30 protein-coding genes and 1 tRNA gene are annotated in these 24,457 nt (G+C 53.6%); all 31 read right to left on the bottom strand.

What is annotated here, in order from left to right; translation table 11 throughout:
- Position 1: 1 nt before the first annotated feature.
- The gene (gene hisC, locus FHS18_RS06610) at positions 2 to 1,099 is read right to left on the bottom strand and encodes a histidinol-phosphate transaminase (protein WP_183598215.1); all 1,098 of its coding nucleotides are present in this window, start codon (positions 1,097 to 1,099) and stop codon (positions 2 to 4) included.
- Between the two features lie 195 nt (positions 1,100 to 1,294).
- The gene (gene trpA / locus FHS18_RS06605) at positions 1,295 to 2,101 is read right to left on the bottom strand and encodes a tryptophan synthase subunit alpha (RefSeq protein ID WP_183598213.1); all 807 of its coding nucleotides are present in this window, start codon (positions 2,099 to 2,101) and stop codon (positions 1,295 to 1,297) included.
- Positions 2,088 to 3,293, bottom strand: a complete 1,206-nt coding sequence (gene trpB / locus FHS18_RS06600) for a tryptophan synthase subunit beta (RefSeq protein WP_183598211.1) — start codon at positions 3,291 to 3,293, stop codon at positions 2,088 to 2,090. The genes trpA and trpB overlap by 14 nt, the downstream gene beginning before the upstream one ends.
- A gap of 1 nt (position 3,294) precedes the next feature.
- Positions 3,295 to 3,963, bottom strand: coding sequence for a phosphoribosylanthranilate isomerase (locus FHS18_RS06595; protein ID WP_183598209.1), 669 nt, complete (start codon positions 3,961 to 3,963; stop codon positions 3,295 to 3,297).
- Positions 3,960 to 4,757: an indole-3-glycerol phosphate synthase TrpC gene (gene trpC, locus FHS18_RS06590; RefSeq protein WP_183598207.1), complete on the bottom strand. Its 798-nt coding sequence runs from the start codon at positions 4,755 to 4,757 to the stop codon at positions 3,960 to 3,962. The genes FHS18_RS06595 and trpC overlap by 4 nt, the downstream gene beginning before the upstream one ends.
- Positions 4,747 to 5,793, bottom strand: a complete 1,047-nt coding sequence (trpD, locus tag FHS18_RS06585) for an anthranilate phosphoribosyltransferase (protein ID WP_183598704.1) — start codon at positions 5,791 to 5,793, stop codon at positions 4,747 to 4,749. The genes trpC and trpD overlap by 11 nt, the downstream gene beginning before the upstream one ends.
- A gap of 7 nt (positions 5,794 to 5,800) precedes the next feature.
- Positions 5,801 to 7,351 carry an anthranilate synthase component I gene (trpE, locus tag FHS18_RS06580; RefSeq protein ID WP_183598205.1) on the bottom strand — a complete coding sequence of 517 codons (1,551 nt, stop codon included), beginning with the start codon at positions 7,349 to 7,351 and terminating at the stop codon, positions 5,801 to 5,803.
- A gap of 383 nt (positions 7,352 to 7,734) precedes the next feature.
- A complete protein-coding gene (gene aroH, locus FHS18_RS06575; RefSeq protein WP_183598203.1) occupies positions 7,735 to 8,103 on the bottom strand; it encodes a chorismate mutase in 369 nt (122 codons plus the stop codon).
- A gap of 5 nt (positions 8,104 to 8,108) precedes the next feature.
- Complete coding sequence (gene aroB, locus FHS18_RS06570; protein WP_183598201.1) at positions 8,109 to 9,212, bottom strand: 3-dehydroquinate synthase; 1,104 nt, start codon at positions 9,210 to 9,212, stop codon at positions 8,109 to 8,111.
- Between the two features lie 308 nt (positions 9,213 to 9,520).
- Positions 9,521 to 9,688 carry a hypothetical protein gene (locus tag FHS18_RS06565; RefSeq protein ID WP_183598199.1) on the bottom strand — a complete coding sequence of 56 codons (168 nt, stop codon included), beginning with the start codon at positions 9,686 to 9,688 and terminating at the stop codon, positions 9,521 to 9,523.
- Positions 9,689 to 9,762: 74 nt separating this feature from the next.
- Entirely contained in the window at positions 9,763 to 10,542 is a 780-nt protein-coding gene (locus FHS18_RS06560; RefSeq protein ID WP_221401213.1) for a CheR family methyltransferase, read from the bottom strand.
- A gap of 59 nt (positions 10,543 to 10,601) precedes the next feature.
- On the bottom strand, positions 10,602 to 11,045 hold the full coding sequence (gene ndk, locus FHS18_RS06555; protein WP_183598197.1) for a nucleoside-diphosphate kinase: 444 nt from the start codon (positions 11,043 to 11,045) through the stop codon (positions 10,602 to 10,604).
- Positions 11,046 to 11,081: 36 nt separating this feature from the next.
- Positions 11,082 to 12,056 (bottom strand): polyprenyl synthetase family protein, encoded by a 975-nt coding sequence (locus FHS18_RS06550; RefSeq protein ID WP_183598195.1) that lies wholly within the window; start codon positions 12,054 to 12,056, stop codon positions 11,082 to 11,084.
- The gene (locus tag FHS18_RS06545) at positions 12,053 to 12,913 is read right to left on the bottom strand and encodes a menaquinone biosynthesis protein (protein ID WP_409348532.1); all 861 of its coding nucleotides are present in this window, start codon (positions 12,911 to 12,913) and stop codon (positions 12,053 to 12,055) included. The genes FHS18_RS06550 and FHS18_RS06545 overlap by 4 nt, the downstream gene beginning before the upstream one ends.
- Positions 12,876 to 13,526 (bottom strand): UbiX family flavin prenyltransferase, encoded by a 651-nt coding sequence (locus tag FHS18_RS06540; protein ID WP_183598191.1) that lies wholly within the window; start codon positions 13,524 to 13,526, stop codon positions 12,876 to 12,878. Before FHS18_RS06540 ends, FHS18_RS06545 begins: the two co-directional genes overlap by 38 nt.
- On the bottom strand, positions 13,520 to 14,404 hold the full coding sequence (locus FHS18_RS06535; protein WP_183598189.1) for a UbiA-like polyprenyltransferase: 885 nt from the start codon (positions 14,402 to 14,404) through the stop codon (positions 13,520 to 13,522). Before FHS18_RS06535 ends, FHS18_RS06540 begins: the two co-directional genes overlap by 7 nt.
- The gene (locus tag FHS18_RS06530; protein ID WP_183598701.1) at positions 14,401 to 15,123 is read right to left on the bottom strand and encodes a demethylmenaquinone methyltransferase; all 723 of its coding nucleotides are present in this window, start codon (positions 15,121 to 15,123) and stop codon (positions 14,401 to 14,403) included. The genes FHS18_RS06535 and FHS18_RS06530 overlap by 4 nt, the downstream gene beginning before the upstream one ends.
- Positions 15,124 to 15,131: 8 nt before the next feature.
- Complete coding sequence (locus FHS18_RS06525; protein WP_183598187.1) at positions 15,132 to 16,001, bottom strand: heptaprenyl diphosphate synthase component 1; 870 nt, start codon at positions 15,999 to 16,001, stop codon at positions 15,132 to 15,134.
- A gap of 110 nt (positions 16,002 to 16,111) precedes the next feature.
- Positions 16,112 to 16,645, bottom strand: coding sequence for a hypothetical protein (locus FHS18_RS06520; RefSeq protein WP_183598185.1), 534 nt, complete (start codon positions 16,643 to 16,645; stop codon positions 16,112 to 16,114).
- 142 nt (positions 16,646 to 16,787) lie between these two features.
- Positions 16,788 to 17,006 carry a trp RNA-binding attenuation protein MtrB gene (gene mtrB / locus FHS18_RS06515; RefSeq protein ID WP_183598183.1) on the bottom strand — a complete coding sequence of 73 codons (219 nt, stop codon included), beginning with the start codon at positions 17,004 to 17,006 and terminating at the stop codon, positions 16,788 to 16,790.
- Positions 17,007 to 17,091: 85 nt separating this feature from the next.
- Positions 17,092 to 17,168, bottom strand: a tRNA-Pro gene (locus FHS18_RS06510).
- 158 nt (positions 17,169 to 17,326) lie between these two features.
- Entirely contained in the window at positions 17,327 to 17,602 is a 276-nt protein-coding gene (locus tag FHS18_RS06505; RefSeq protein WP_183598181.1) for an HU family DNA-binding protein, read from the bottom strand.
- 369 nt (positions 17,603 to 17,971) lie between these two features.
- Positions 17,972 to 19,450, bottom strand: a complete 1,479-nt coding sequence (gene spoIVA / locus FHS18_RS06500; RefSeq protein ID WP_183598179.1) for a stage IV sporulation protein A — start codon at positions 19,448 to 19,450, stop codon at positions 17,972 to 17,974.
- 336 nt (positions 19,451 to 19,786) lie between these two features.
- Positions 19,787 to 20,521, bottom strand: a complete 735-nt coding sequence (locus FHS18_RS06495; RefSeq protein WP_183598177.1) for a hypothetical protein — start codon at positions 20,519 to 20,521, stop codon at positions 19,787 to 19,789.
- A gap of 30 nt (positions 20,522 to 20,551) precedes the next feature.
- Positions 20,552 to 20,893 carry a 2Fe-2S iron-sulfur cluster-binding protein gene (locus FHS18_RS06490; RefSeq protein WP_183598175.1) on the bottom strand — a complete coding sequence of 114 codons (342 nt, stop codon included), beginning with the start codon at positions 20,891 to 20,893 and terminating at the stop codon, positions 20,552 to 20,554.
- Positions 20,883 to 21,488, bottom strand: coding sequence for a nucleotidyltransferase family protein (locus FHS18_RS06485; RefSeq protein ID WP_183598173.1), 606 nt, complete (start codon positions 21,486 to 21,488; stop codon positions 20,883 to 20,885). Before FHS18_RS06485 ends, FHS18_RS06490 begins: the two co-directional genes overlap by 11 nt.
- Before the next feature lie 19 nt (positions 21,489 to 21,507).
- Positions 21,508 to 21,804, bottom strand: coding sequence for a 2Fe-2S iron-sulfur cluster-binding protein (locus FHS18_RS06480; protein ID WP_183598170.1), 297 nt, complete (start codon positions 21,802 to 21,804; stop codon positions 21,508 to 21,510).
- A 34-nt stretch (positions 21,805 to 21,838) separates the two neighbouring features.
- Entirely contained in the window at positions 21,839 to 22,018 is a 180-nt protein-coding gene (locus FHS18_RS06475) for a DUF2768 domain-containing protein (RefSeq protein WP_183598168.1), read from the bottom strand.
- A 174-nt stretch (positions 22,019 to 22,192) separates the two neighbouring features.
- Positions 22,193 to 22,471 carry a stage VI sporulation protein F gene (locus FHS18_RS06470; protein ID WP_183598699.1) on the bottom strand — a complete coding sequence of 93 codons (279 nt, stop codon included), beginning with the start codon at positions 22,469 to 22,471 and terminating at the stop codon, positions 22,193 to 22,195.
- 346 nt (positions 22,472 to 22,817) lie between these two features.
- A complete protein-coding gene (locus FHS18_RS06465; protein ID WP_409348533.1) occupies positions 22,818 to 23,852 on the bottom strand; it encodes an NAD(P)H-dependent glycerol-3-phosphate dehydrogenase in 1,035 nt (344 codons plus the stop codon).
- Positions 23,853 to 23,859: 7 nt separating this feature from the next.
- Positions 23,860 to 24,453: a glycerol-3-phosphate 1-O-acyltransferase PlsY gene (gene plsY / locus FHS18_RS06460; RefSeq protein ID WP_183598164.1), complete on the bottom strand. Its 594-nt coding sequence runs from the start codon at positions 24,451 to 24,453 to the stop codon at positions 23,860 to 23,862.
- Between the last annotated feature and the right edge of the window lie 4 nt (positions 24,454 to 24,457).

Below are 24,457 nucleotides of genomic sequence, written 5' to 3'. Positions count from 1 at the left end.
ATTAACCTAGCACCGCCGCTTCTTGCAGCACTTGTTCCAGCGCCGCAATGAACTTCTCGTTCTGCTCCTGGCTGCCGACCGTGATGCGGATATACGTCGGGTAGTGAGCCCAGCGAGCGCGCGAAATGATTCCGCGGCGCAGCAAGCCGTCGAATACTTGCGTCGAAGGAAGTTTCGTATCGAACATAACGAAGTTGCCGTTCGGCTCGAAGTAATGCAGACCCATGCGCTCGAATTCGCCGGTCAAGTAACGCAGACCTTCCGCATTGCGCGCTTTGCACTCCGCGACGAACGCTTGGTCTTGGATCGATGCAGTCGCAGCTGCCTGCGCCACCCGTGTCGTATTGAACGGCTCGCGCACCTGGTTGATGAAATGGATCACGTCAGGATGTCCGACGCCGTATCCGATGCGAAGCGAGGCCAGACCGTAAATTTTGGAGAATGTGCGCAGCAGCACCAGGTTCTTGAATTCGCCCAGCAGCGCGACGCTGTCCGGCGCCTTTTCTTCCGCGACGTACTCGAAGTAAGCCTCGTCCAGCACGACAATAACGTGCTCAGGCACTTGTTTCAAGAATGCATGCAGCTCGTCCTTGCCTACGACCGTGCCGGTTGGGTTATTCGGGTTGCACACCCAGATGATCTTCGTCTTATCCGTCACTTTGGCGAGCATCGCCGGCAGATCATGCGTGCCGTCTTTAAGCGGAACTTCGATGCATACGGCACCTTCTACCTGCACGTTGTGCTTGTAGATCGAGAACGTCTCATCCGCCATAATCGTCTCATCGCCAGGATGAACGTACGCACGGGCCAGCATCAGAATTACCTCGTCCGATCCCGCTCCGAAAATAAGCTGCTTCGCAGTCACGTTCAAGTAGCTGCCTACGGCTGCGGCAAGCTCCGTGCTGAAGCTGTCCGGGTAAATGCTAATATTGGCAAGCTCTGCCTGAATGGCTTCGATCGCCTTCGGAGAGGATCCGAACGGATTCTCGTTGGAAGCAAGTTTAATCACTTCGGTAAGGCCTAATTCACGCTTTACGTCTTCAATCGGTTTGCCGGGTTGGTATACGGGCAAATGAACAATACTTTGTTTGGGTTGCATCTAATCTTCACCTCGTCAATGGGCTAAACACCAAGTTAAAAATCATATTCCATATTGTCTCACATGTTGAACAGGTTTGAAAGCTCTAAATTTAGCGCGCAAGCGCGTTAAAGCGAATAGCTGCCCCGTGCTCCCCAAAACAAAGAAGGCCCTCCCCCATATATTGAGGGAGAGCCTTCGGTCAATAAGCGATTGTTAAGCCTTCAGGCTGCTCACAAATTCACGAATTTGCTGCAATCCTTCCTGCTTCGTCCCTTCGGACTGAAGAAGCGGCAGCACCTCTTCAATCTTCCTTACGATCGCACTGCCGACGATGACGCCGTCAGCCTGCTTGGAGAACCGCTCCACTTGCTCGCGGCTCGAGATCCCGAATCCGACAGCGATCGGCGTATCCGTCGCAGAACGAACCGTGCTCAGGAACTCGTCGATGCCCGCATGGAAATCGGCACGAACGCCAGTTACGCCAAGGGAAGATACGCAGTATACGAAACCGCGAGCCTTGGCCGCGATTCGTTTGACGCGATCATTCGATGTCGGGGCTACGAGCGGAATAAGGTGAATGTTAGCCGCTTCAGCCATTTGCCTTACCTCTTCATCCTCTTCAATCGGCAAGTCGGGAATAATGAGGCCGCTGATGCCTTTGTCGACGACAAGCTTGAAGAAACGATCCAGCCCGTATTGCAGTACCGGATTGTAGTAAGTGAACAAAATAAACGGCAGCTGAATGCCGCGCTCGCGCGCATCATGCGCAAGGTGGACAACCTCCTCCATCGTGACGCGGGTTTTCAATGCCCGCTCGGAAGCGCGCTGAATGACCGGACCATCAGCTAGCGGGTCCGAGTAAGGAACGCCGAGCTCAACCATATCTGCGCCAGCCTGCTCCAGTGCTTCAATAATATCGAGCGAAGTCGCGATGTCTGGATCGCCAATCGTCAAGAACGGAACAAGCGCGGTCTTGCCTTGCGCCTTAAGCTGCTCGAAGGTTGCATCAATGCGATTCATGGCCATTCCCCTCCAAATACCCCATAATCGCCTGCACGTCTTTGTCCCCGCGACCGGACAGGCTGACCACGATAATCTTGTCGCTGCTCAGCGTTGGCGCCAGCTTCATCACCTGTGCGATCGCATGAGCTGATTCTAGCGCGGGTATGATGCCTTCCGTTCTCGAGAGCAGCTGCAGCGCCTCTAGCGCTTCTGCATCCGTAATCGGCACATATTCGGCACGCTCCGTGTCCTTCAAATAAGCATGCTCAGGCCCGATGCCCGGGTAGTCTAAGCCGGCCGAGATCGAATGGGCAGGCTGCACCTGGCCGTATTCGTCTTGCAGCACATAGCTGAGCGAACCTTGGAAGACGCCGTGCCGCCCTTTGGTCATTGTTGCCGCGTGCTCTTCCGTCTCGACGCCTCTGCCAGCTGCTTCAACACCGATCAAACGAACGGAAGTATCTTCCACGAACGGATAGAAAATACCCATCGCGTTGCTGCCGCCGCCGACTGCAGCGACGATGTAATCCGGGAGACGGCCTTCTTCTTTTAGAATTTGCTCTCTCGCTTCGTCGCCGATAATGCGTTGGAAATCGCGCACGATCATCGGATAAGGGTGAGGTCCCGTTACCGAGCCGAGAATATAATACGTGTCTTCCACGTTGCTGACCCAGTAGCGAAGCGTCTCGTTACAAGCATCCTTCAGCGTGCGCGTGCCGGATGTGACCGGAACGACCTCTGCTCCCAGCAGCTTCATGCGGAATACGTTAAGCTCTTGGCGCTTCGTATCCTCTTCGCCCATGAACACCTTGCACTCGAGACCGAGCAGTGCCGCTACCGTGGCCGATGCGACGCCATGCTGGCCTGCGCCAGTCTCGGCGATAATTTTCGTTTTGCCCATCCGTTTAGCGAGTACGCCTTGGCCGATCGTATTATTGATTTTATGTGCGCCCGTATGGTTCAGGTCTTCCCGCTTCAAATAGATTTTGGCTCCGCCCAAATGGTTGGACAGACGCTCCGCATAGTACAGCGAAGTCGGACGGCCCGAATATTTGTGCAGCAGGTATCGAACCTCTTCAATAAATTCCGGATCCTTGGAGTAATGGCGGTAAGCCTCTTCGAGCTCCAACAGTGCGTTCATCAGCGTCTCCGGGACATAGCGCCCCCCGAACTTGCCGAAACGCCCGCTTTCATCAGGTACTTGACTCATGTTAACGTTTCACCCTTTCAACGAATGTACGAATTTTCGAAATATCTTTAATCCCTTCGGTCTCTACGCCGCTGGATACATCAACGCCATCAATTCTATACGAACCGAGCAGCTCTCCTACATTGTCCGGGTGCAAACCGCCCGCAACATACAGCGGCACGCCGATCTCTTCAGCGGCCTTCGCGTAACGCGGGATGACATCCCACGCAAAGGTATGGCCTGTCCCTCCGCCTGCCGTATCGATGAGAAAGGCATCGACTGCGCCGCGGAACTCATATAGCCGCCGATGTCCCTGCTCTTGTTCGTCATGCTCCAGAACGGACAGCACCTTCCAGACGTCGACGTTAAGCTGCTCCTTAACTTGCCCGCAAAGGCCCGGTGATTCCTGACCATGTAATTGTACAACATCAAGCGGCGCAATCTGCAGAAGCTCCCGCAGTTGGTCAAACTGCGCATTCACGAACACGCCGACCGATTGGGGCGATGCGCCTGACGGCGTGCGAAGCTGCTTGACTTCCGCAATCAGTTCGCCGGCCAGCTCAGACGTCACTTGACGCTTGCTCTTGGCAAATACGAAACCGATTTGGTCGATCGGCAGACCATCTAAGGCTTGAAGCGTATCCGCGTCCCGAAGGCCGCAAATTTTCACGCGTGTTTGTTCGCTGCTCACGATACACGCACCGGTCCCATCAACTGTTCAATCGCTAGGCCCACATCCGGCTGCCGCATGAAATGTTCGCCGATAAGGACGCCTTTGGCTCCGACCTTGCGCAAATAAGCGATATCTTCCGTGCTCGAGATGGCACTTTCGCTTATGACCGTGATGCCGGCCGGCACGAGCCCGATCAATGCCTCGGTCGTGGTCAGATCCGTCTCGAACGTCTTCAGATTGCGGTTATTAATCCCGACGAGAGAAGCTTTATCAAGCGACAGCACGGTCTCCATCTCTTCGCGATTATGGACCTCCACCAGCACATCAAGTCCGATCGACACGGCTAGATCATGCAGTTCGGCAAGCTCGGCAGCGCTTAGAATGGCCGCGATGAGCAGAACCGCATCTGCGCCAATGACGCGAGCCTCGTATACTTGACGATAATCGATCGTAAAATCCTTCCGTAGGAGCGGTACTTGAACCGCTTCGCGAACCGCGCTTAAGTAAGCGTTGCTGCCCTGAAAATAATCCGTATCCGTCAGCACGGAGAGGCAGTCAGCCCCCGCCTTCACATAGGTGGAAGCCAGTTCCACCGGATGAAAATCGGGACGGATTAATCCTTTGGAAGGCGACGCCTTCTTCACTTCGGCGATCAAGCCAAGATCACGGTTACGACCGGACGTGATCGCTCGCTCGAAGCCTTTGGTCGCCGGAAGAGCCGCGATCTGACGCTCGATATCTGTAAGCGAGAAGGTCTCTGCCAAGGCAGCGACCTCCTTGCGTTTGGTTGCTACGATTTTATCAAGAAACATGGGCCACTTCTCCTGTCGTTACAATCAATTGTTCCAGCTTCTGACGCGCTTTGCCCGAATCGATGATCATTGCTGCAGCCGCTACGCCTTCGCGGAGACTATCAGCACCACCGCCGACATAAATGCACGCGCCTGCATTAGCAAGCACAATATCGCGATATGCGCCTTGCTCTTCGCCGCTGAAGATGCTGCGAATGATGGCGGCGTTGACGTGCGCATCCCCACCGATGACTTCGGACAGCGGACGTTCCGCAAGGCCCAGCGCCTCCGGCGTAATATCGAACGTGCTCACCTTGCCGTCCTTGAGCTCCGATATCTGCGTAGGCGCCGAGATGCTAATCTCATCCAAGCCGTCATGGCTGCTTACGACCAACGCCCGCTTCAAGCCAAGCTCGCTTAGCACCTCAGCGACGGTACCCGTGCGAGACTTGTCGTAAAGGCCGAGCAGCTGGCGGTCGGCTCCGGCCGGATTCGCGAGCGGTCCGAGCATATTGAAAATCGTCCGAATGCCCAGCTCGCGGCGCGGCGCGGCCGCATGCTTGAGCGAAGGATGATAGAGCTGCGCGAACATGAAGCAAATGCCGATCGACTCCAGGCAAGCTGCTGCCTGTTCAGCCGATAAATTAATGTTAACCCCAAGCGCTTCCAGCACATCCGCGCTTCCGGCCTTCCCCGACATTGCGCGGTTGCCATGTTTGGCGACGCGTACGCCTGCGGCCGAAGCAATCATCGCCGAAGCGGTGGAAATATTGAACTTATGAATACCCGATCCGCCCGTGCCGCAAGTGTCGAGCAATCCCTGCTGCTCGGTGCGCACTTGATTCGAATGCGCGCGCATCGTAAGCGCGAATCCGGTAATCTCTTCCTTCGTCTCGCCTTTCATCCGCAGAGCTGTAATGACGGCACCGATCTGCGCGCCTGTCGCCTCGCCGCGCATAATAATCCCCATCACCGCACCGGCTTCGCTTGTCGTCAGACTTTCTCCGCTAGTCAGCTTCATTAGCGCCTGCTGTATCGTCATCGATTCAGTTGTCATCATGAGCTCACCCTCTCGTTCCTGCGAAGTAGTCGCTGTTGATCATGCTGGCCGTCCGCTTCGGCGTCTGGAATACCGCTTCGGCAGCGCGGATGGCTTTGAGCATCGCCATCCCTTTATTAACCGTTTCCTGATATTCATTCTCCGGAACGGAATCCCACACGATTCCCGCCCCCGCCTGTACGTAGGCTTTGCCATGCTTGAAGATAATCGTCCGAATCGTAATGCAGGCATCCATCGTCCCGCTAAATCCGAGATAGCCGATCGCGCCGGCATAAGCGCCCCGCGCTTCATTCTCCAGCTCCGCGATAATGTTCATGGCGCGAAGTTTGGGAGCTCCCGATACCGTACCCGCAGGCAAGCAGGAGAGGAAAGCATCGAAGAAATCTTTGTCCTCGCGAAGCTTGCCGGATACGTTCGAGACGATGTGCATGACATGGGAGTAGCGTTCAATCTCCATATAAGCATCGCAGCGAACGGTACCGAATTCGGCTACGCGGCCGATATCGTTACGCCCGAGGTCCACCAGCATCAGATGCTCGGCGCGTTCCTTCTCATCGGCTAGCAGCTCCACCTCATAAGCGCGATCCTGCTCCGGTGTCTTGCCGCGAGGGCGCGTGCCCGCGATCGGTCTTGTCTCCACCCGGTCGCCGGTAACTTTGACGAGCGCCTCTGGCGAAGTGCCGACGATGACTTCATCGTCCATTTTCAAATAGTACATGTAAGGGGACGGATTCATCGTGCGCAGCACCCGGTAGACATGAAGCGGATCGACATCGGTTTCGATGCTGAAACGTTGGGACAGCACCACTTGGAAAATATCGCCTGAACGAATGTATTCCTTGGACTTCTCTATGTTCGCGATAAATTGTTCTTTCGTTACATTCGATTGAATCTCCCCGAGATCCGGATCGAGCGGTACAGCCCCGCCAGGCATAAGAAGCGTCGGCTGCGGCTGCGCGATCCGCTCCAGCGTGGCATCGATACGTGCCACTGCCTTGTTATACGCCGCTTCAATCTGTTCATCCGTTGCCGCTTCAGGGATATGCACATTGCCGATGACTTGGATCTGCTGCTTGAAATGATCGAATACGATCACTTGGTCGCAGAACATGAATTGGATATCGTTCATCTTCAGATCGTCAATACGGTGAGGAGCAAGCTTCTCATAATACTGCAGCAAGTCATAGCCGAAGAATCCGATCGCACCGCCGGTGAAAGGCGGAAGCTCAGGAACCGAAGGACTGCGATAGGAACGAAGATGAGCTTTCAGCAGCTCAATCGGCTTCTCGCGCAGCACCTTCTCCTCGCCGTTCTGCTCGATCACCATCTCGCCGTTCTTGCCGCGGACGAGCATGAACGGGTCCGTTCCGATGAAGGAATGGCGAGCCCATTTGACCCCGCCCTCGACACTTTCGAGCAGGAACGCGCGGCGCTCCTGATAGAAGTGCTGGAACAAACGGATCGGCGTCTCGGTATCGGCCATCACATGCCTGACGATCGGAATAAGGTTGTAGCTTCCCGCCAATTGGATAACCTGCTGCAACTCATGATTCATGTCTATCTCTCCTCGTTATGGAAAATAAAAAAACTCCTGCCGAGGCAGGAGTGTGTGTTAGGAGATGGAAGATGAGTGCTGACGGCAGTCCGTGTTGATCCCCTGAACCGGCTTAAAATCGCGTAGCCTCATGAAAAGGATAGCAAAAATAAACCTGCTAAAGGCATGTATCACAACGGATCTGTCAAACGCGCAACAATACGCTCGTCTCAACTAAACTACGCTCATCTCTTCTCAGCTCTAAAACCACTACTTCGCTCAGCTAACTCTCTCGTCTTGCGTTCTCATCAACAAAATATGAACTCACTATACACCAGCATCGTCAATTCGTCAATCGCTTACTATGAAAATAATGCCAATTGAATCCGACAAAACGTGTACATTTATGCTTTCGTCAAATCAGGACGCAGCACCTGCGCGCCTCCCAGGTACACATGCTCGATCTGTTGCTGCGACTTCTCCGTGTTGATATGGACCAGTAACCGGACGCATTTTTCCAGACTGCCCTGAACCGGCACTTCCAACGCGCACATGAGCGGCACCAAGTCCCAGCCATCCATAGCGCGAATGGCACGTGCAGGGAAGGTCGCATCCAGATCCCCCGTAACCGTAATCATGACCGAGCAAATGTCTTCGGGCACAATTCCGTTCGCCCGGACGATCTCGTGCAACAACCTTGCCGTTGCCTGCAGAATCGGCTGTTCCTCATTCACATCGACCGTAATGGCACCGCGTACTCCCCGAACAACCATACAAGTTACGCCTCCCGTTTCAATTCTTCAACTATTTCCCGCACTAAAGCTTTAGAGACTGATGAATTGATCTCTACCTGTCCAATCGAGGTCGGCACGATGAACGTCATCGTTCCTTCCTGGAACTTCTTGTCGTGCATCATCGCTTCCATGATGGCGTCCGTATCCAGATGCTCCGGCAATCGAACCGGCAAGCCGACACGCGACAATACTCGCTTCGTTACCGCGTAGATCTCTTCCGGCGCTCCTAACCGCACTCCGATACGTGCAGACCCCACCATGCCGATGGAAATCGCTTCTCCGTGCAGAAGTTCCCCATATCCGGCTACCGCCTCCAGAGCATGACCGATCGTATGACCGAGGTTCAGAATGGCACGCAGATCGTTCTCCCGCTCGTCCTTGGATACGACAGCCGCCTTTACGCTACAGCCTTTGTACAGGGCGTAACCAAGCGCGTCCGAATCGAGTTGAACCAGACGTTCCGCATTCTCATCGCACCAAGCGACGAAAGCTTCATCCCAGATGAGGCCATGCTTGACTACTTCCGCCAACCCAGCCGCAACCTCTCGCGGCGGCAGCGTCTGCAGCGTGCTCAAATCATACAAAACCAGTTCCGGCTGGTGGAAGGCGCCGATAATATTTTTGGCGAGCGGATGGTTCACGGCTACCTTGCCGCCTACACTGCTGTCGTGGGCAAGAATAGTCGTCGGAATTTGAACAAACTTAATGCCGCGCATATACGAAGCCGCTACATAACCCGCGAGATCCCCTACGACTCCGCCGCCCAGGGCAACGATGGCCGACTTGCGGTCAAGTCCCGCCTGCAGCGCTTTGGTCACGAGCTCCTCGAACACTTTCAGCGATTTGGAACTCTCGCCCGGCGGAACGATCGCGGTCACAGCCGTGAAGCCCGCCTCCTGAAGGACCTTCTCCAGCAAAGGCAGATGCAGCTTCGCAATCGACTCGTCGGTTACGATGAGCATCGGCGATTTCTTGCTAATCCCGCGTGCAGCGAGCAGCTCGCCTGCCTCATGCAAGATGCCCTCTCCAATGTAAATCGGGTAGGACCGCTCACCCAATTCCACAATCAGCTCTCGTCTTTCACTCATTCGTCAGTCTCACCTGCTTCATTTGATGGTCTAGCCTTACTGGTCTCACCCGTTAAACGAGTCTAACGATTCTTTACGAGAAGCCGGATGCAAAGGAAGGGATGCCAGGCAAAGCCCACACCCCTTCACGATTCACTTTACCGTGCTCATATGATCCCACTTGAACATCTTTGCCCATTATAGTACAGCCCCTTAGGTTTGACAAGGAATTACAATGTCGCTGAATTAGCGGGCCAAAACAAATAAACTGCCTGTCGCTCCCGGAAATCCGAGGGTAACAGGCAGTTTGTTGTCCATTGGTTAATGGATTATCCGTTGACCGATTGCTTGCCACGCCGTAATTGCGGTTCGACAGCCAGATAAGGGTCGTTAATGAGCCTTGTGATCTGGCTCATATCAATGCCGAGAATCTGCGCGCATTCCTGCACGTTAATCATCCCGCGCCGATAGGCCGCAATTACTTTTCGCTTATCCATACGTTCCCTCCAACATAATTTCAACCTAACGATATTATTGGAGAATGTGGAAAGCGATATACATCGGACAGCGATTAAACGCGGCGGTAGAAGAAGGTCTCCGCAGGTTCAAAGTTATACTGCGCTGGATTAAAGATCTGTTCCGTGCTGCCGACGAACAATAAGCCGCCAGGCTTGAGCGCCTTCGAGAATTTATGGTACAACAACTGCTTCGCTTCCTCAGTGAAGTAGATCATCACATTCCGGCATACGATCAGATCAAAGCCGCTGTCGAAGGTATCATGCAGCAGATTCCCCTGCTTGAAGGTAATGAGCCGCTTAAGCTTCGGATTGACGACATACGTATCAGCGTCTTTCTTGGTCAGAAACTCGGAGACGTAAGCAGGCGGGACATCCCGAATGGATCGGTCCTGATACTCGCCCTGCATCGCCTTCTGAAGTACCATCTGATCGAGATCCGTCGCCAGTAGCGTAGCTTTATCCGCTGCTCCAAGCTTGGAGAGAATCATCGCGAGCGTATACGGTTCCTCGCCCGTCGAGCAGGCCGCGCTCCAAATTTTGAGCTTGCTGGATGATTTCATCATCTCAGGCAGGAAGCGTTTCTCTAATGCTTCCCACCGGCTTGGGTTCCGCCAGAACTCGGACACGTTAATGGTCATCCGGTCCAGGAACTCGTTCATGAGCTTCGAATCCTTGGACAATGCCTCCCAATAAGCCATGAACGTATTAAAGCCGTGCTTCATCCGCAGCGTCGTCAATCGGCGCTTCATCTGAGCTTCCTTATACTGGGACAGGTCGATAGCGGTTTTTTCTTTGATGCGTTTGACGAATTGGGTGAAATCGATATCTTCCATACGTTCAGTTCCCTCCGCTGCTGTTCTCCTGATGCGCTTGTCGAACAACTTACCTGTATTTAAATCCAGCGCTGCACCGAATGCTCATAATCGAGAAGCTCGTCTTGGTTAAAATAAATGCCGATCTCCCGTTCCGCGCTCTCGGGCGAATCCGAGCCGTGAATGAGATTGAAATTCGTATGTACCGCATAGTCGGAACGGATCGTTCCCGGCGCAGCTTCGAGCGCATTCGTCTTGCCGATCATCGCGCGAGTCAGCGCAATTACATTATCCCCTTGCCACACCATGGCGAATACAGGTCCCGACGTAATAAAATCGACCAAAGGAGGATAGAAAGGTTTCCCTACATGCTCCGCATAATGTTTCTCTGCAAGTTCTGGTGTTAACCGCATGAATTTGGCTGCAGCCAACTGAAGTCCCTTACGCTCAAACCGTGATACGATTTCTCCGATCAGCCCCCGTTGGACGCCGTCCGGTTTCACCATTAGAAACGTTCTCTCCATCTGTGGTTTTCCTCCCCAACTTGCGCGAACGCTACGCTAATAGCTCCGCTTCGCGACGAAATGAGCGATGTCTACCAAATTCTTCTTGGCCGTCATGTCAGGCAGTCCCTGCAGAGCCTCAATCGCTTTCGCGATATACCGGCTCGCCAAAGCCTCAGCAACACGCACGCCCTCGCTCTTACGTATTAACTTCAACGCGGATTTCGTATCCCCTGCTCCATTCGTTTCGCGAATGTGAATTATTTCCTTCATGAGCGGGTCGCGAATAGTGGACTCACGAAGGGCGAGCAGCACCGGCAAAGTGATGTTCCCCTGCTTGATATCACTGCCGGGCGGCTTGCCGATCTGCTTCTCTGTACCGAGCAGATCAAGCAGGTCATCGCTAATCTGGAAGGCCATTCCCACATTGTACCCAAAACGGTATAGACGATTGTAAACATGCGGCTCTGCACCTGCGGCAATAGCGCCAAGTTGACAGCTGATCGCCAGAAGAAGCGCGGTCTTCCGGCGAATCCGCAGCAAGTAGTCGCGAATCGACTGTTCGGTATTGAAAAAGTAGCGAATTTGTTCCATCTCGCCTATGCACATCTGCACCATGGCTTTCGCCAATATTTGGTGTATAAGCGGGTTGTGCAGATCCGTAACGATGGATAGCGCCTTCCCATAGATATAGTCGCCGGTGTACATCGCAATCCGGTTATCCCACTTGGCTTTGACGGTCAGCTGGCCCCGTCTGGTCTGCGCGTTATCAATGACATCATCATGAACGAGCGAGGCCATATGAATCAGTTCGAGCGGCACGGCGACACGCTTCATTCGTTCCAGATCATACGTGCCGAACTTGCCCGCAAGCAGCACGAACACAGGTCGAATCCGTTTGCCGCCTGCCTTGAGCAGATGCGTGGACGCTTCGGTCAGCAACGGATGATCCGAGGTGACGCTGCGAGCAAGCTCGCTCTCGATCACATCGAGGTCACCTTTCATTTTGGCATAAATATCTAGCAGCTTCATTCATTCACCTGTAGAACGGATCGGACGTCAAAAAAGCGCATATTCACTTGATGGTCAAGCAGGCCTAGCTTATAAGCATATTCGAAATATAGAGAAAGCCCTGTCTGTTCCGCCGCTCCGAAATCATGATGAAGCTCGCGGAAGTATCGGCTCCAATAGTCGCTCGTTCCACCTAACTCGGCGCAGGCTTTGTCCACCAGCACTTGCGGTTCGCGCAAGCTCCTCGCCTTGCTGTAGGTCAACGCCTCTAACACCTGGGCAATCGATTCCGGGTCCAGTTCGGCAATTTCTTTGCGCACGGCGACGAGCGCGAAAGTCATGCCATAGCCTGTCCAGTCGCGCCACAGCTGGCCGAGGTCGATCACAGTAAGACCTTCAGCTTGCCAAGAGGCTTTAATAGCCGGGTCGCCGATAATCAAAGCCGCGTCAGCTTGCTCCAGCATCGAATCCAGCTCCGGCTCCATCGTCACATACGCTGGGTTTGCCTGATAATACATGCCCATGATGATCTTGAGCAGATTGATCGAGGTTGCCGATGTATTCGTAACCGCAATGGTCCCCTTCAGGACCTCCTCTAGCGGCGCTTTCAGGAAAAGGAGGATCGAGTTCACTCTGCCTTTTGCGCTGACGGACAAGTCAGGCAGCAGGAGATAATTGTCTGCATGCTGGCCATAAGCGAATGCCGCCATCGCCGTTACATCCAACTCGCCATTGCGCATCGCTTGGTTAAGCAGCGATGGTACGCGTCTAACGATGGTAAAGCGTTCTTCAGGAAGCTTCTCTTCAGAAAAATGAAACAGCGGCCATGCATTGGCATAATCAATCCGTCCGATGGTGATCGGGCGATTCAGCCCCATAATGCTCATCTCCCCATCTTCTGTACAATTCGTGTTCAATTTGAATCTGATCCATCACCTTGCCGACGAGGAAATCGACCATATCGCTCATCGATTGCGGACCGTAATAAAAAGCCGGCATCGCCGGCACCAGCTTGACGCCAAGCTTGGCTAAAGTAAGCATATTCTCCAAATGAATGGCATGCAGCGGCGTCTCGCGAGGCACGATAACAAGCTTGCGGCCTTCCTTGAGCATAACATCCGCGGCTCTCGTCATCAAATCATCCGAGATGCCATGTGCAACGGAGGCAAGCGTGCCCATCGAGCACGGCATGATAATCATGCCTTCAATCAAGAAGGAGCCGCTGGCAATAGCAGCTCCTATATCGGCATTCGGGTAATAGACCAACTTGCCTTCCGCCATAGCGCCCGGAAACTTTCCTTCCAGCGCCTCTTGGCGTTTGGCAGCGGAAAGTCCGAGTTCTTCCTTCGCTACGCGCCAGCCGGCATCCGTCATGACCAGATGTACTTGTACGCCGGCGGCGAGCAGCACCTCGATCAGCCGGAAGCCGTAGACCGCGCCGCTTGCGCCTGTAATGCCAACGGCCCATTTGGTTTGCCTTGAGGCTACCACTTATGCAGCACCACCAGATCAAAGAATGTACCGATCAACACCACCGTGCTCAGCGCGCCGTTCATCGTAAAGAATGCGGTTTGGACACGGCTAATATCGTTCGGTTTCACAATCCAATGTTCGTAGAACAGACAAGCAGCAGCTACGATAATAGCGATCAAGTAAATCCAGCTTAGATTGGTCACCCAGAACAACAGGAACAAGCATACGGCCGTAATGATATGGAAGAACCGAGCGAGCTTAAGCGCTCCGTTCAGGCCGAAGCGCGCCGGAATGGAATGAACGCCTTCGCGGGAGTCGAATTCGTAATCTTGGCAAGCATAGATAATATCGAAACCGGCTAGCCAGAATACGTTAGAGATGTAGAGCAGCCAAGCAGCAGTTCCGAACTCGCCTGTTACTGCCACCCATGCGCCAAGCGGTGCAAGACCGATCGTTAAACCGAGCACCACATGGCATAGCCATGTAAACCGTTTCGTATACGAGTAGAAAACTAAGAAGAATACCGCGATCGGCATAAGCACGATACAGATCGGGTCCAGATTGGACGCCGCAACGAACAATAACACGAATGATACCACAATGAATAGAATGACTTCACCGACCTTCAACAGCCCGGCAGGAATTGCCCGTTTCTCGGTCCTTGGGTTGCGTGCGTCAATTGCACGGTCGATGACGCGGTTAAGCCCCATAGCCGCGCTTCTCGCACCCACCATTGCAAGCAAGATCCAACCGATCTCGCTCCATTGCGGCAGGCGGTCCTCCATGACGACTGCACCGAGCAACGCGCCCATGAAGGCAAAAGGCAAAGCGAAGATCGTATGCTCGATCTTGATCATTTCTAGAAAAACACCGAATTTCCCGAGTTTGCGCATCATGCTTGATCTGTCCCCTTCGTTCCGATATGAAGCGCAGCTATTCCGCCGGTAAGCGGGTAGACGCGAACGTCCCGAAGTCCGATCTGGCGATAGACATCCGCCAACTGATGCATATCTGGGAAGATCTTAAGCGAATCAGGAAGCCACTTGTACTGGTCATAGCTCTTCGCGAACAACTTGCCCAGCGACGGAAGAATGCGTTCAAAGTAGAAATAATAAATGGCTTTGAATGGCTGCCACGTCGGCTTCGACAACTCCAGGCATACGACCTGCCCGCCTGGCTTGACAACGCGTTGCATCTCCTTCAGCACCTGCACCAGATCGGGCACGTTCCGAAGTCCGAAGCCGATTGTCGCGTAATCAAACTGATTATCCGCGAATGGGAGCTCCATTGCATTGCCATGATGAAGCGTAACTTGCCCGACCAGCCCTTCTTGCTCGAGCTTGTTCTGCCCTACAGCAAGCATGTTCTGGCTGAAATCCAACCCGTCGATATGGCCGTTGCCGCTCGCCCGGGCTAAATCGATCGTCCAGTCGCATGTGCCGCAGCACAAGTCGACCGCGGTATCGCCTGGTTTAACATTCATCTTGCGCATCGTGAACTTGCGCCACGCTTTATGGCGGCGGAAGCTGAGCAAGTCGTTCATGAGATCGTATTTGGGCGCGATCTTCTCAAATACGGAATGAACATGGTCTTTCGAGTTCGTCTGCTGCTGCATCGATTCATTCACCTTCTCTCGCCCATAGCCGGAGACGCCGGCGCCAGCGGCCGCATGAAGGATTCGCCAATGGCGAGAATTTCCTGCGCAAGCTTGTCCGATTCAAGACGAGCTGCAACCGCTTGGATCTGTTGGGCGGATGTTTTAAGCTTTTCGTGAAGCCGTTGAATAATGTCATACTTGTCAACCAGCGCCTTAATGAACGTCGGCTCAGGCTGAGGAAGGTCAAGCTGGTACTTCTCCTCTTCAGTCCCCACATCGAGAATATGCCAATATCCCCAACTGCCGACAAATTGTTCAGGCTGCTTGCTTTTGTCTAACTCCTCGAGTGCAACCTCGCACCGTCCGACACCTTCGAGCAGCTCGTTCCAGAAGCGGGCCGCCTTGTCATCAAGGATGCCCGTAAACACCTGAAACAACTCGATCTTCACTTGCATGCATTGATTCCAATATTCCTCAGCGTTGATCTTGAATTGCTTCATGCGCATGTAGAGGTTGACCTTGAGACGGTTCACCTCGCACACGCCTTGGCTAATCCGCCTGATCATGTCGATCTGGCCCGCATGTGCGAGCAGCTGAATAAATCGGCTGCTGAAGTAATCGCCAGCCAGCACCTTCAACTGACGTGAGCGCATCTCCTTCTCATTCAGCCGGCCCGAGTCGGAATCGATCGTGTCATGAGTGTCCATGCCCAGCTGCACCAAAGAAGTAACCAGAGCATACAATTCGCTGTGAGGCGAGGACTCTTGTTGATTTGCCAGAAACACGAAAAGCAGCCGAGTCCGGGAATCCGGAAAGGCTGGCAGCTCAGTGTGCGATTGAATCATATCGTACTCCACATATTTCTTGGCAAGCTCAGGAATTCTGTAAGGTTTCATCGGTCAAGCCTCCGGGCAGAGCAGCGAAAGTCTTGCTGTTCTATAATCTAAATTATTATAGCATCTCATTCATGATTTCGCCATAAGAGGAGGTTCTGGATCACCGAGCGTCATTGGCTGCTTCCCATCTCGCTTACAAAGGTCATTCTAAGCTTCTGACGCCACTGGCTGTCCTCATCCGGCCTAGCCCCATCCACGGCTGCCAGTTCCTTCGAGAGCCAGCTGTCCGTACGGCGCACATCGACAGCCGCTTGAAGCTTATAAGGACCCGGTACAGCAGGATAGGCGACGAAACGGACCAGCAGCCGGTTCACGTTGACCGTCTGGAGGAAGCTCAAGTCGAGCAGCCGTTCCAGGTCGCTCATCCAAATATCGATCCGGTCGGGCCTTGTGTCAATGGCGAGATCGAGCGACAACACGCCCTGCTTCCACTCGGCTTTGCGGATCGGCAGCTTGAGCTGCTGTCCAATGATGGAGTCCACCAGATTCTCGTTGCTGAGCCGCTTAACCGGCACGGCTCGGAATACGGCTACCGCACCTTCTGAAGCCAGCTTATGACGTTCGGCCATCGGCAGGACGCTAAGAATCACGGTCACCATAATGGCTGCTGCTGCCGAGGCAATAAGGCGTTTCCAGATCTTCATCAAGCTGCCCGCCTTTCCGTAGAACAAATGTCTTTTCTCTATTCTACAAAGAAAAAAAGCAGGCTATGCCTGCTTGGCTCAAGAAGATCCCGCATATTATGCGGTATGTACGCAAATTCGCGTCCTGCTCTGCTGGTTGATTCTACTCGTCCGTCTCGACGACTCCATGTTTCGTAATGACCGTCGCTTTGCCGCGGATTTTCATGGCGGACGTATGGTCCGTGAACTGGGCAATCAATACCTCGCCCTTATCAAGCTTCTCCGTATGGTGAAACTTCGTATCGTGCCCGCGCGTCAGGCCGATCACTTGAACGCCTTGGGCTTTTGCTTTGACAACGATATACTCATTGCTCTCGCTCATTTAAGAGTCACCTTCTCACTAAAATCGAATTTAAAAAACTGCTTCCCACATCGTTTGTCAGGACAGCAGCTTCAATGGCTGGATATGGTCGGGTGTACCGGATTTGAACTGGCGACCTCTACCACCCCAAGGTAGCGCTCTACCAAGCTGAGCTAACACCCGACAGGTGCAGTCCATCACTTATGCCGGTACTAGTCGTCTGCAAAAATGACTCTACTGGATTTTATGTCCAAAGTCAATAGAGCTAACCGGGGTAACATTGGTTTCAATCAAAAAACGTCCGAATGCTGGGCATCCGGACGTTAGCGGCGAAAACCATATTATTGGGAAACAAGATCCTTCAGCGATTTACCAGCTTTGAACGAAGGAATTTTGCTTGCCGGGATGTCGATCTCCTCACCCGTTTGCGGGTTGCGGCCTTTACGAGCCTCGCGGCTCTTCACTTCAAAGTTACCAAATCCAACAAGCTGTACTTTATCTCCGCTTTGAAGAGCGTCGGAGATTGCGTCAAACACAGCGTCAACTGCTTTCGATGCGTCCTTCTTGGAAAGGTCGGTAAGTTCTGCCACTTTTGCGATGAGTTCCGTTTTGTTCATTTCTTTCACCTCCCCTTACAGCCATACATAGTCGCTTCACTATCATTCTGTTTATCACAAAATGAAGAAAAATATACCTAATCGGGTTAGACGTAAGCGATTTCGCTGAATCTGGCGTTTCGAACCGCCAATCTAGCGAATGTAGATTGTGGCTCAATGTGCAAGATGTGCCTATCGAAACACGAACAAACTTATAGTAATACAGCGGATTTAGAATTTCAAGAGGAATGCCGTGTTTTTATGCTTGTCACATGAACCATTTGCGAACTTTTTGCTCCGATCCTTTTCATTTATTCCTTCTTCTTCCAAAGCACGCGCCAAAAGAGGCACGCGTTGATAAGCGTACCTCTCGTGGGCTGGCCTATGTGCTTAAAGGATAATGGCAATCAGACCGCCCGAGCCTTCGTTAATGATGCGGCCAAGCGTTTCCTGCAGCTTGTAGCGCGCATTGTCCGGCATCATCGCTATTTTGCCCTGAATGCCTTCGCGCACGATGGAGTGCAGGGAACGGCCGAACATGTCTGAATCCCATACTTTGATCGGGTCGTTCTCGAAGTCTTGCATGAGGTAACGCACCAACTCTTCGCTCTGCTTCTCCGTCCCAATGATGGGGGCGAACTCGGATTCCACGTCGACGCGAATCATATGGATCGATGGTGCCGTTGCCTTCAGGCGAACGCCGAACCGGGAGCCTTGACGAATCAGCTCCGGCTCATCCAGCTGCATCTCGGCCAACGTAGGAGCCGCGATGCCGTAGCCTGTCGTCTTGACCATCTCGAGCGCTTCCTGGAAGCGGTCGTACTCCCGCTTCGCATGCGAGAACTCTTGCATCAGCTGGAGCAGATGATCCTTGCCGCGAATCTCAACGCCGACGACTTCCATCAAGATCTGATCGTACAGTTCGTCCGGCGCATACAGATCGATCTCCGCAACGCCTTGGCCCATGTTCAGGCCGCTCAGTCCCGCACGGTCGATAAAGTCGTACTCGACGAACTGGCTCACGACGCGGTCCACGTCACGCAGCCTGCGAATATCTTTCACCGTATCGCGTACGGAGTTTTCGTAGTTGGAACGAAGCCAGTGGTTATCATTGAGCACCATAACCCAGCTTGGAAGATTGACGTTCACTTCATGCACAGGGAACTCGTAGAGCACCTCGCGCAATACGGAGAGAACATCCTCTTCGCCCATTTGAGCAACGCTGAGCGTCAGTACCGGAATGTCGTACTTGGCTTGCAGTTCATTGCGAAGCTGCAGCGCCTCGTCGCTCTTCGGCTTCGTGGAATTCACGATGAGCACGAACGGCTTGCCGACTTCCTTCAGTTCGTTAATAACCCGCTCCTCGGCTTCTACATAGGAGCTGCGCGGAATTTCGGCAATGGAACCGTCGGTAGTCACGACGATACCTAGCGTGGAATGCTCTTGGATGACCTTGCGCGTTCCGATTTCCGCTGCCTCTTGGAACGGGATCGGCTCCTCGAACCATGGTGTCGTAATCATCCGCGGGCCATTCTCATCCTCGTAGCCTTTGGCACCGTCTACCGCATAGCCTACGCAGTCGACAAGACGGACGTTGACGTCCAGCCCCTCGGCTACGCGAAGCTGTACGGCCTGGTTCGGCACGAATTTCGGCTCCGTCGTCATAATCGTCTTGCCTGCCGCGCTTTGCGGCAACTCATCAATGGCTCTCACCCGATCGGCTTCGCTCGTAATATTCGGCAGAACAACCGTCTCCATGAACCGTTTGATGAAGGTTGATTTGCCTGTGCGGACCGCACCCACGACGCCGAGGTAAATATCCCCGCCGGTTCGTTCGGCTATGTCCTTGAAAATGTCCACTTTCTCCACTGAATATCCCCTCCCAATCGTATTTCGCCAGTACATGGACGTACCGTTACTGCCGCGTTTCCTCCTGCTGTGTAGTCGTCAGGGTTCGCCGCCATCCGCCGTATCTGTGAGCAGGCAAGCGACGCAACTCGTACATGAATTTGGACTAGTAATAGCTTATTGCGCTAGTGAGCTGAATATGACGACCGCGTGAGGAAATCTTTTAATTCATCCCTTATTCCCGCCTCCGTCCTTCCAAGATTGAGATATATGAGAGAATGGCGCCCCCTATGCCTTCGCCACGCAAAAAAAACCTTTGCTCCCCGTAGTGGGAACAAAGGCTATTGTCGACTTCATCTATTGTCCTGCCGCTTGCGGGACCGGTTCGCCTTGCACCAAATAATAAACGGTCGACTTCACCGGTACGAAGTCGGAGGTATCCACCAAATAAGGTCGTAAATCCTGCTTCTCCGGAATTTGGTCAAGCCCCGCCTTCTGTGCAGCCTGCATCAGATCGACCGCATAATCGATATAGACATTGCCCTTGTCATCCATCATCGTCTGAAGCGTCTGGCCCGAGTACACGCTTTGCACCTTCAGCTCGCTCTTCTTCAGCTTGCCGTAGTCGATCTGATAAAACCCAGGGTAACGCTCGTCGCCCTTGGGCAGCACTCCGTTGTTGGCGGTAGCGTACGCTTGAACGGCGCGCTGAATATCATTCACTTTCTGATAGAGAACGAGATTCATCAGCTTGATGGTCGGGTCGGTCTCTTCGTTGATGATCAGAAAATAATAGCTTCCGCCCTTTTCGAATGCGGCGGAAGGAATGTCGCTCACGTATTTGAGACGCACTAATTTGCCGAAATCAACCTGATACTTCTCGTAAACAGGGGTCTCCGGTTCACTATTGACGATCGGAAGCAGTCCCGTATCCTTCTGATATTGGTCAATGACGGATTGGACCGACAATATGGCATCCTTCGCCGGAATCTGGCTTTGCTCAAGCTCATCATCGGGATACAGACAGCCTGACAGTACCGTCAACATCACGGCCGTCAGCATCGCCGACAGCACGCTTCTCCATGCTTTCATTGCTAGAAGCTCCTCCTTTTAAGCAAACCCTTACCACAACTTGTCATCCTCAGCCTGACGCTCTAGCTGTTTCCTGACAAAAGCGCGCAGTGGATCTTCAGGCACCTCGACGCAAGCCGTGCCTGTTATTCTGGCCTGGCAGGCAAGCCTCGTGCCGTCTGCCGTTAGTCCCGCTAGTTTCCGCTTCTCTTGATCGTTCGGCGGCGACAATCCCGCTCCATCGCTCTTCACCTTGCACATGAGGCAGCCTGCCTTGCCGTCGCAGCGCGTTCGTATCGCAACCCCGGCTTTCCTGGATGCCTCCAGCACCGTCATTCCGGGCCTTACCGCAATCCGTTTCCCATCCGGCAGGAACGTGATCTCATGACTCATGCGCCTGTCCTCCGGGACCGATCCCGATCCGCTCATGTACCGCTTCCAGCAGTCCCTGCGGGAAGGCATTATGAGCTTCTACAGCGTCTAGCCCCTCCAGATGCGGCGTACGGTCGTTGCGAATGGCAGCGGCGATGCTCTCGATCCGGTCTTCGCGTTGACGCAGCACATTGAACCACAGCTCATGCGCCAGAGGGACGATACTTACATGATGATGGCCGACTGCGATCTCAAAGCGGTGCGGATTCAACACGCGCCGGGCCTCTACGCGATAATGGCTGTGCGAGGCCGTCACCTCGAATCCGCCTACAAGCTCGACGGAAATCCCTTCGATCTCATAATGGCTTAAGACGGAACGGTAGATCGGACTCACGCTAAGATGCGGATCATCGACCGCATAGCGCTTCAGACGCTCATGGATAATAGCCGCATCTTCCAAATCGGCATACAGGTCCAAGTCACGCGGCGGAACCGTTAGCGGCAGCCCGCGAAGCATCAGCCCCGCGCTTCCGCCGACGAGCCATGTAGCCCCCGTTCCGTCCACCGCCTCAGCGATTCGCGATAGGGCAAGGCGGATCGTATCCTTCTCCTCCACCTGGCACACATCCTTCTGTTTAGAAATAAGGTTTATTGATCGCTTTAATGCGCACTGCGCCCGGCTTGACGATCGCCTGACACGCCAACCGGTAGCCTTGGTCGAATTCCTCCGGTTCCATGCGGTCCCATTCCTCGTCCGTGACCTCTTCCAAATATTCTGCGCCTTCTTCCACTAGGCACCGGCAGCGGGCACAGGTGCCGCGGGTACAGGAGAACAGCCAGTCCACTTTATTCTTGATCGCCAGGTCGAGCAAGGACTGCCCCTCTATCGCTTCAACCTGGACCGTTTTCGTACGCGAAACAAGTTCAATCATGATTTATAGCTCCTTTATGTTCGTATGTATTCGCTTACGCAACTGATATAAACCCGATGACCCCGCCAATCAGCAAAGTCACGAATGCGACCGCGGACACAATAAACCGGAACACGCCTTTCAACTTATACCTCGCGAAGGTGACCAGTACAGCCGCAATCGCCATAAGCCCGATGCCCACAAAGGATACCCACATCTTCGTCATTGGATCCATTCTCTTACCCACCTTGTCCGACAAAATATTCGTTCTATTATAGCATTGGTTACCGGAATCAGCCAACCATAAGACTTAGCGCCCAACAATGGAATGACAAAAAAACAGAAGCCAACAGGTTCGCCTAGGCACTGTCGTCCCCGTTAGCTTGCCTGCTCGGCTTCTGTCCATGGCTTACTTTTTCATCATCAGCTTCATGAGCGACTCCATATTGTTCATATTCAGACCGCTCTTCTGAACAGCGCCGACGATGTCGTTGATCGTTCCCTCTGTGACGGGTACATTCGCCATGGCCGCAACGGACTTGATCAGCTTGCGAAGCTCTGCTTCATTATTGACAGTATCCGAAGTTACGCCGCTCGCGAGCTTCTTCACCGCATTCTCGGATATCGGTTTGCCGGTCTTTTTGTTAACGGCACTCAGCACATCTTTGGAAAAGTTCTTATCTGCCACGGTTGTCAAGTTCCCTCCTGCTGCTAGACGCTAACCAAGAAGGCCGCTGCCAAGGGGCGGCACGTATCATGGTGCTGCTAGTATCATATGAGGCGGGAGGGGGAAACGTGATGAGTAACAGCACAAACGATCGACTGGAAGTGTGAGTCGACCGTTTGTGCTACCTGATTGGTTTGCGGCTGGGTATTTGAGCCGCAGCATTCAGCTAGTAAACACAAACGATCTGATTGCTTATCCGAATCGAGTGTTGTGCTACCTGAATGGTTTGAGGCTGCATTCGGCTCAGCTGATTGAAAAAAAAGCACAACACCTCAATTAACGAAGTGTTGCGCTGTAAGCCGCAGCTTTACTGAATCGGCGCGATATCCTCCATCTCGTGCTTGCGACCGCGACCCATAAGGTCGACAGCGGCCTTCCTCGGTTCTTTGCCCTCGAACAGCACTTTATACAGCTGCTCCGTGATCGGCATCACGACGCCATACGTTTGCGACAACTCGTGCGCCGCGCTCGTGGTTCGTACCCCTTCCACGACCATGCCCATCTCGGCGAGCACCGTGTCGAGCGATTTCCCCTTGGCAAGCATGGATCCGGCACGCCAGTTCCGGCTCAACGTACTCGTACACGTAACGATCAAGTCGCCAACGCCGGCAAGACCGGAGAACGTCAAAGGATTGGCCCCCATCGCCATGCCTAGACGCGTAATCTCCGAGAGCCCTCTCGTGATGAGTGCAGACTTGGCGTTATCGCCGAAGCCGAGCCCATCCGTTAAACCCGCGCCAAGCGCGATAATATTCTTGATCGCGCCGGCTACTTCCACGCCGATCGCGTCAGGATTCGTGTACACGCGGAACGACTGCGTAATAAGCGCATCCTGCGCTTGTTCCGCGGCTTCCATATTCTCGGCGGCCACGACGACAGTTGTCGGCTGACGGCGGACAACCTCCTCCGCATGACTCGGACCCGACAACACAACAAGGCGCGTCGGATCCGTCTTCAGCTCCTCGGCAAGCACGGTCGTCATCCGTTTCAGCGTCCCGGTTTCGAAGCCTTTGGTCGCATGGATAATGAGCATGGACTCCGTAATATAAGGCGACGCTTTACGCGCCACTTCTCGCATGGAAGCGGATGTCGCGACGAACAAGACGAGCTCTGCTCCGGTGATCGCTTCTTCCATATCCGTCGTCGCCTTCAGGTTATGGGGAAGTACCGCCTCCTGCAAAAAACGCTTATTCGTATGATGTTCATTGATCTCGTTCACTTGCTCTTCATTGCGAGACCAAATATGTACGTCGTATCCGTTATCGGCCAATACCGTAGCCAGCGCCGTTCCCCAGCTGCCGGCAACCAGCACGGCTGCTCTTCGTTGTGTCATATGTGACATTGCCTCCTTACCCTTTGCGAGCGCCGAGCTTGTTCTCGTTGCCCTGCATCAGCTTAACGATGTTAGTGCGGTGGCGCACAAAAGCAAACAGACAGATCACTAAACTTGCCCAAAGGTAGGGATAAGGCATATTCATCAGCCAAATAAATACTGGCGTTAAGGCTGAAAGAACCAGCGATCCTAACGAAACGAAACGCGTCAAGGCAATTATGCCGATTGCCAGCAAACCTGCGAACAAGGTCGGCAGAAAAGCCAAGGTAGCCAGTACGCCTACCGTAGTCGCAATGCCTTTACCGCCCTTAAAGCCGAAATATACCGGCCAGTTGTGTCCGATAATCGCAGCCAATCCACACAGAACCGGAACCCATTCGCCACCGATCATCAGCTTGCCGAGCCATACTGCAGCTACGCCTTTGGCGATGTCCAACAGGAACACGGCGATTGCAGGTCCTTTGCCCAGAATGCGAAGCGTATTCGTTGCCCCGGCGTTGCCGCTGCCATGATTGCGAATATCGATGCCCTTGACCCACTTGGCAATGAGGATACTGAACGATATCGATCCTAATAGATAACTGATAAGAATAGCGATAACTTCAAACATGACG

This window comes from Paenibacillus phyllosphaerae (assembly GCF_014192105.1).
GTDB lineage: Bacteria > Bacillota > Bacilli > Paenibacillales > Paenibacillaceae > Paenibacillus_Z > Paenibacillus_Z phyllosphaerae.
The sequence above is the reverse complement of the archived record's forward strand: the minus strand, read 5'-3'. Positions and strand labels throughout refer to the sequence as shown.

What these genes read in the sequence shown, in the direction of transcription:
- FHS18_RS06560 (WP_221401213.1), bottom strand. Translation starts at nt 10,542, where the DNA reads ATGGAAGATATCGATTTCACCCAATTCGTCAAACGCATCAAAGAAAAA.
- mtrB (WP_183598183.1), bottom strand. Translation starts at nt 17,006, where the DNA reads ATGAGCGAGAGCAATGAGTATATCGTTGTCAAAGCAAAAGCCCAAGGC.
- trpB (WP_183598211.1), bottom strand. Translation starts at nt 3,293, where the DNA reads ATGAGTCAAGTACCTGATGAAAGCGGGCGTTTCGGCAAGTTCGGGGGG.
- trpC (WP_183598207.1), bottom strand. Translation starts at nt 4,757, where the DNA reads ATGTTTCTTGATAAAATCGTAGCAACCAAACGCAAGGAGGTCGCTGCC.
- FHS18_RS06565 (WP_183598199.1), bottom strand. Translation starts at nt 9,688, where the DNA reads ATGGATAAGCGAAAAGTAATTGCGGCCTATCGGCGCGGGATGATTAAC.
- FHS18_RS06505 (WP_183598181.1), bottom strand. Translation starts at nt 17,602, where the DNA reads ATGAACAAAACGGAACTCATCGCAAAAGTGGCAGAACTTACCGACCTT.
- FHS18_RS06465 (WP_409348533.1), bottom strand. Translation starts at nt 23,852, where the DNA reads ATGTCACATATGACACAACGAAGAGCAGCCGTGCTGGTTGCCGGCAGC.
- aroH (WP_183598203.1), bottom strand. Translation starts at nt 8,103, where the DNA reads ATGGTTGTTCGGGGAGTACGCGGTGCCATTACGGTCGATGTGAATGAG.
- FHS18_RS06545 (WP_409348532.1), bottom strand. Translation starts at nt 12,913, where the DNA reads ATGGGGCTGAATCGCCCGATCACCATCGGACGGATTGATTATGCCAAT.
- plsY (WP_183598164.1), bottom strand. Translation starts at nt 24,453, where the DNA reads ATGTTTGAAGTTATCGCTATTCTTATCAGTTATCTATTAGGATCGATA.
- trpE (WP_183598205.1), bottom strand. Translation starts at nt 7,351, where the DNA reads ATGAATCATGAGTTGCAGCAGGTTATCCAATTGGCGGGAAGCTACAAC.
- aroB (WP_183598201.1), bottom strand. Translation starts at nt 9,212, where the DNA reads ATGAGTGAAAGACGAGAGCTGATTGTGGAATTGGGTGAGCGGTCCTAC.
- FHS18_RS06525 (WP_183598187.1), bottom strand. Translation starts at nt 16,001, where the DNA reads ATGAAACCTTACAGAATTCCTGAGCTTGCCAAGAAATATGTGGAGTAC.
- hisC (WP_183598215.1), bottom strand. Translation starts at nt 1,099, where the DNA reads ATGCAACCCAAACAAAGTATTGTTCATTTGCCCGTATACCAACCCGGC.
- FHS18_RS06520 (WP_183598185.1), bottom strand. Translation starts at nt 16,645, where the DNA reads ATGAAGATCTGGAAACGCCTTATTGCCTCGGCAGCAGCAGCCATTATG.
- trpA (WP_183598213.1), bottom strand. Translation starts at nt 2,101, where the DNA reads ATGAATCGCATTGATGCAACCTTCGAGCAGCTTAAGGCGCAAGGCAAG.
- FHS18_RS06480 (WP_183598170.1), bottom strand. Translation starts at nt 21,804, where the DNA reads ATGATTGAACTTGTTTCGCGTACGAAAACGGTCCAGGTTGAAGCGATA.
- ndk (WP_183598197.1), bottom strand. Translation starts at nt 11,045, where the DNA reads ATGGAGAGAACGTTTCTAATGGTGAAACCGGACGGCGTCCAACGGGGG.
- trpD (WP_183598704.1), bottom strand. Translation starts at nt 5,793, where the DNA reads ATGACAACTGAATCGATGACGATACAGCAGGCGCTAATGAAGCTGACT.
- FHS18_RS06535 (WP_183598189.1), bottom strand. Translation starts at nt 14,404, where the DNA reads ATGATGCGCAAACTCGGGAAATTCGGTGTTTTTCTAGAAATGATCAAG.
- FHS18_RS06550 (WP_183598195.1), bottom strand. Translation starts at nt 12,056, where the DNA reads ATGAAGCTGCTAGATATTTATGCCAAAATGAAAGGTGACCTCGATGTG.
- FHS18_RS06490 (WP_183598175.1), bottom strand. Translation starts at nt 20,893, where the DNA reads ATGAGTCATGAGATCACGTTCCTGCCGGATGGGAAACGGATTGCGGTA.
- FHS18_RS06530 (WP_183598701.1), bottom strand. Translation starts at nt 15,123, where the DNA reads ATGCAGCAGCAGACGAACTCGAAAGACCATGTTCATTCCGTATTTGAG.
- FHS18_RS06495 (WP_183598177.1), bottom strand. Translation starts at nt 20,521, where the DNA reads ATGAAAGCATGGAGAAGCGTGCTGTCGGCGATGCTGACGGCCGTGATG.
- FHS18_RS06475 (WP_183598168.1), bottom strand. Translation starts at nt 22,018, where the DNA reads ATGGATCCAATGACGAAGATGTGGGTATCCTTTGTGGGCATCGGGCTT.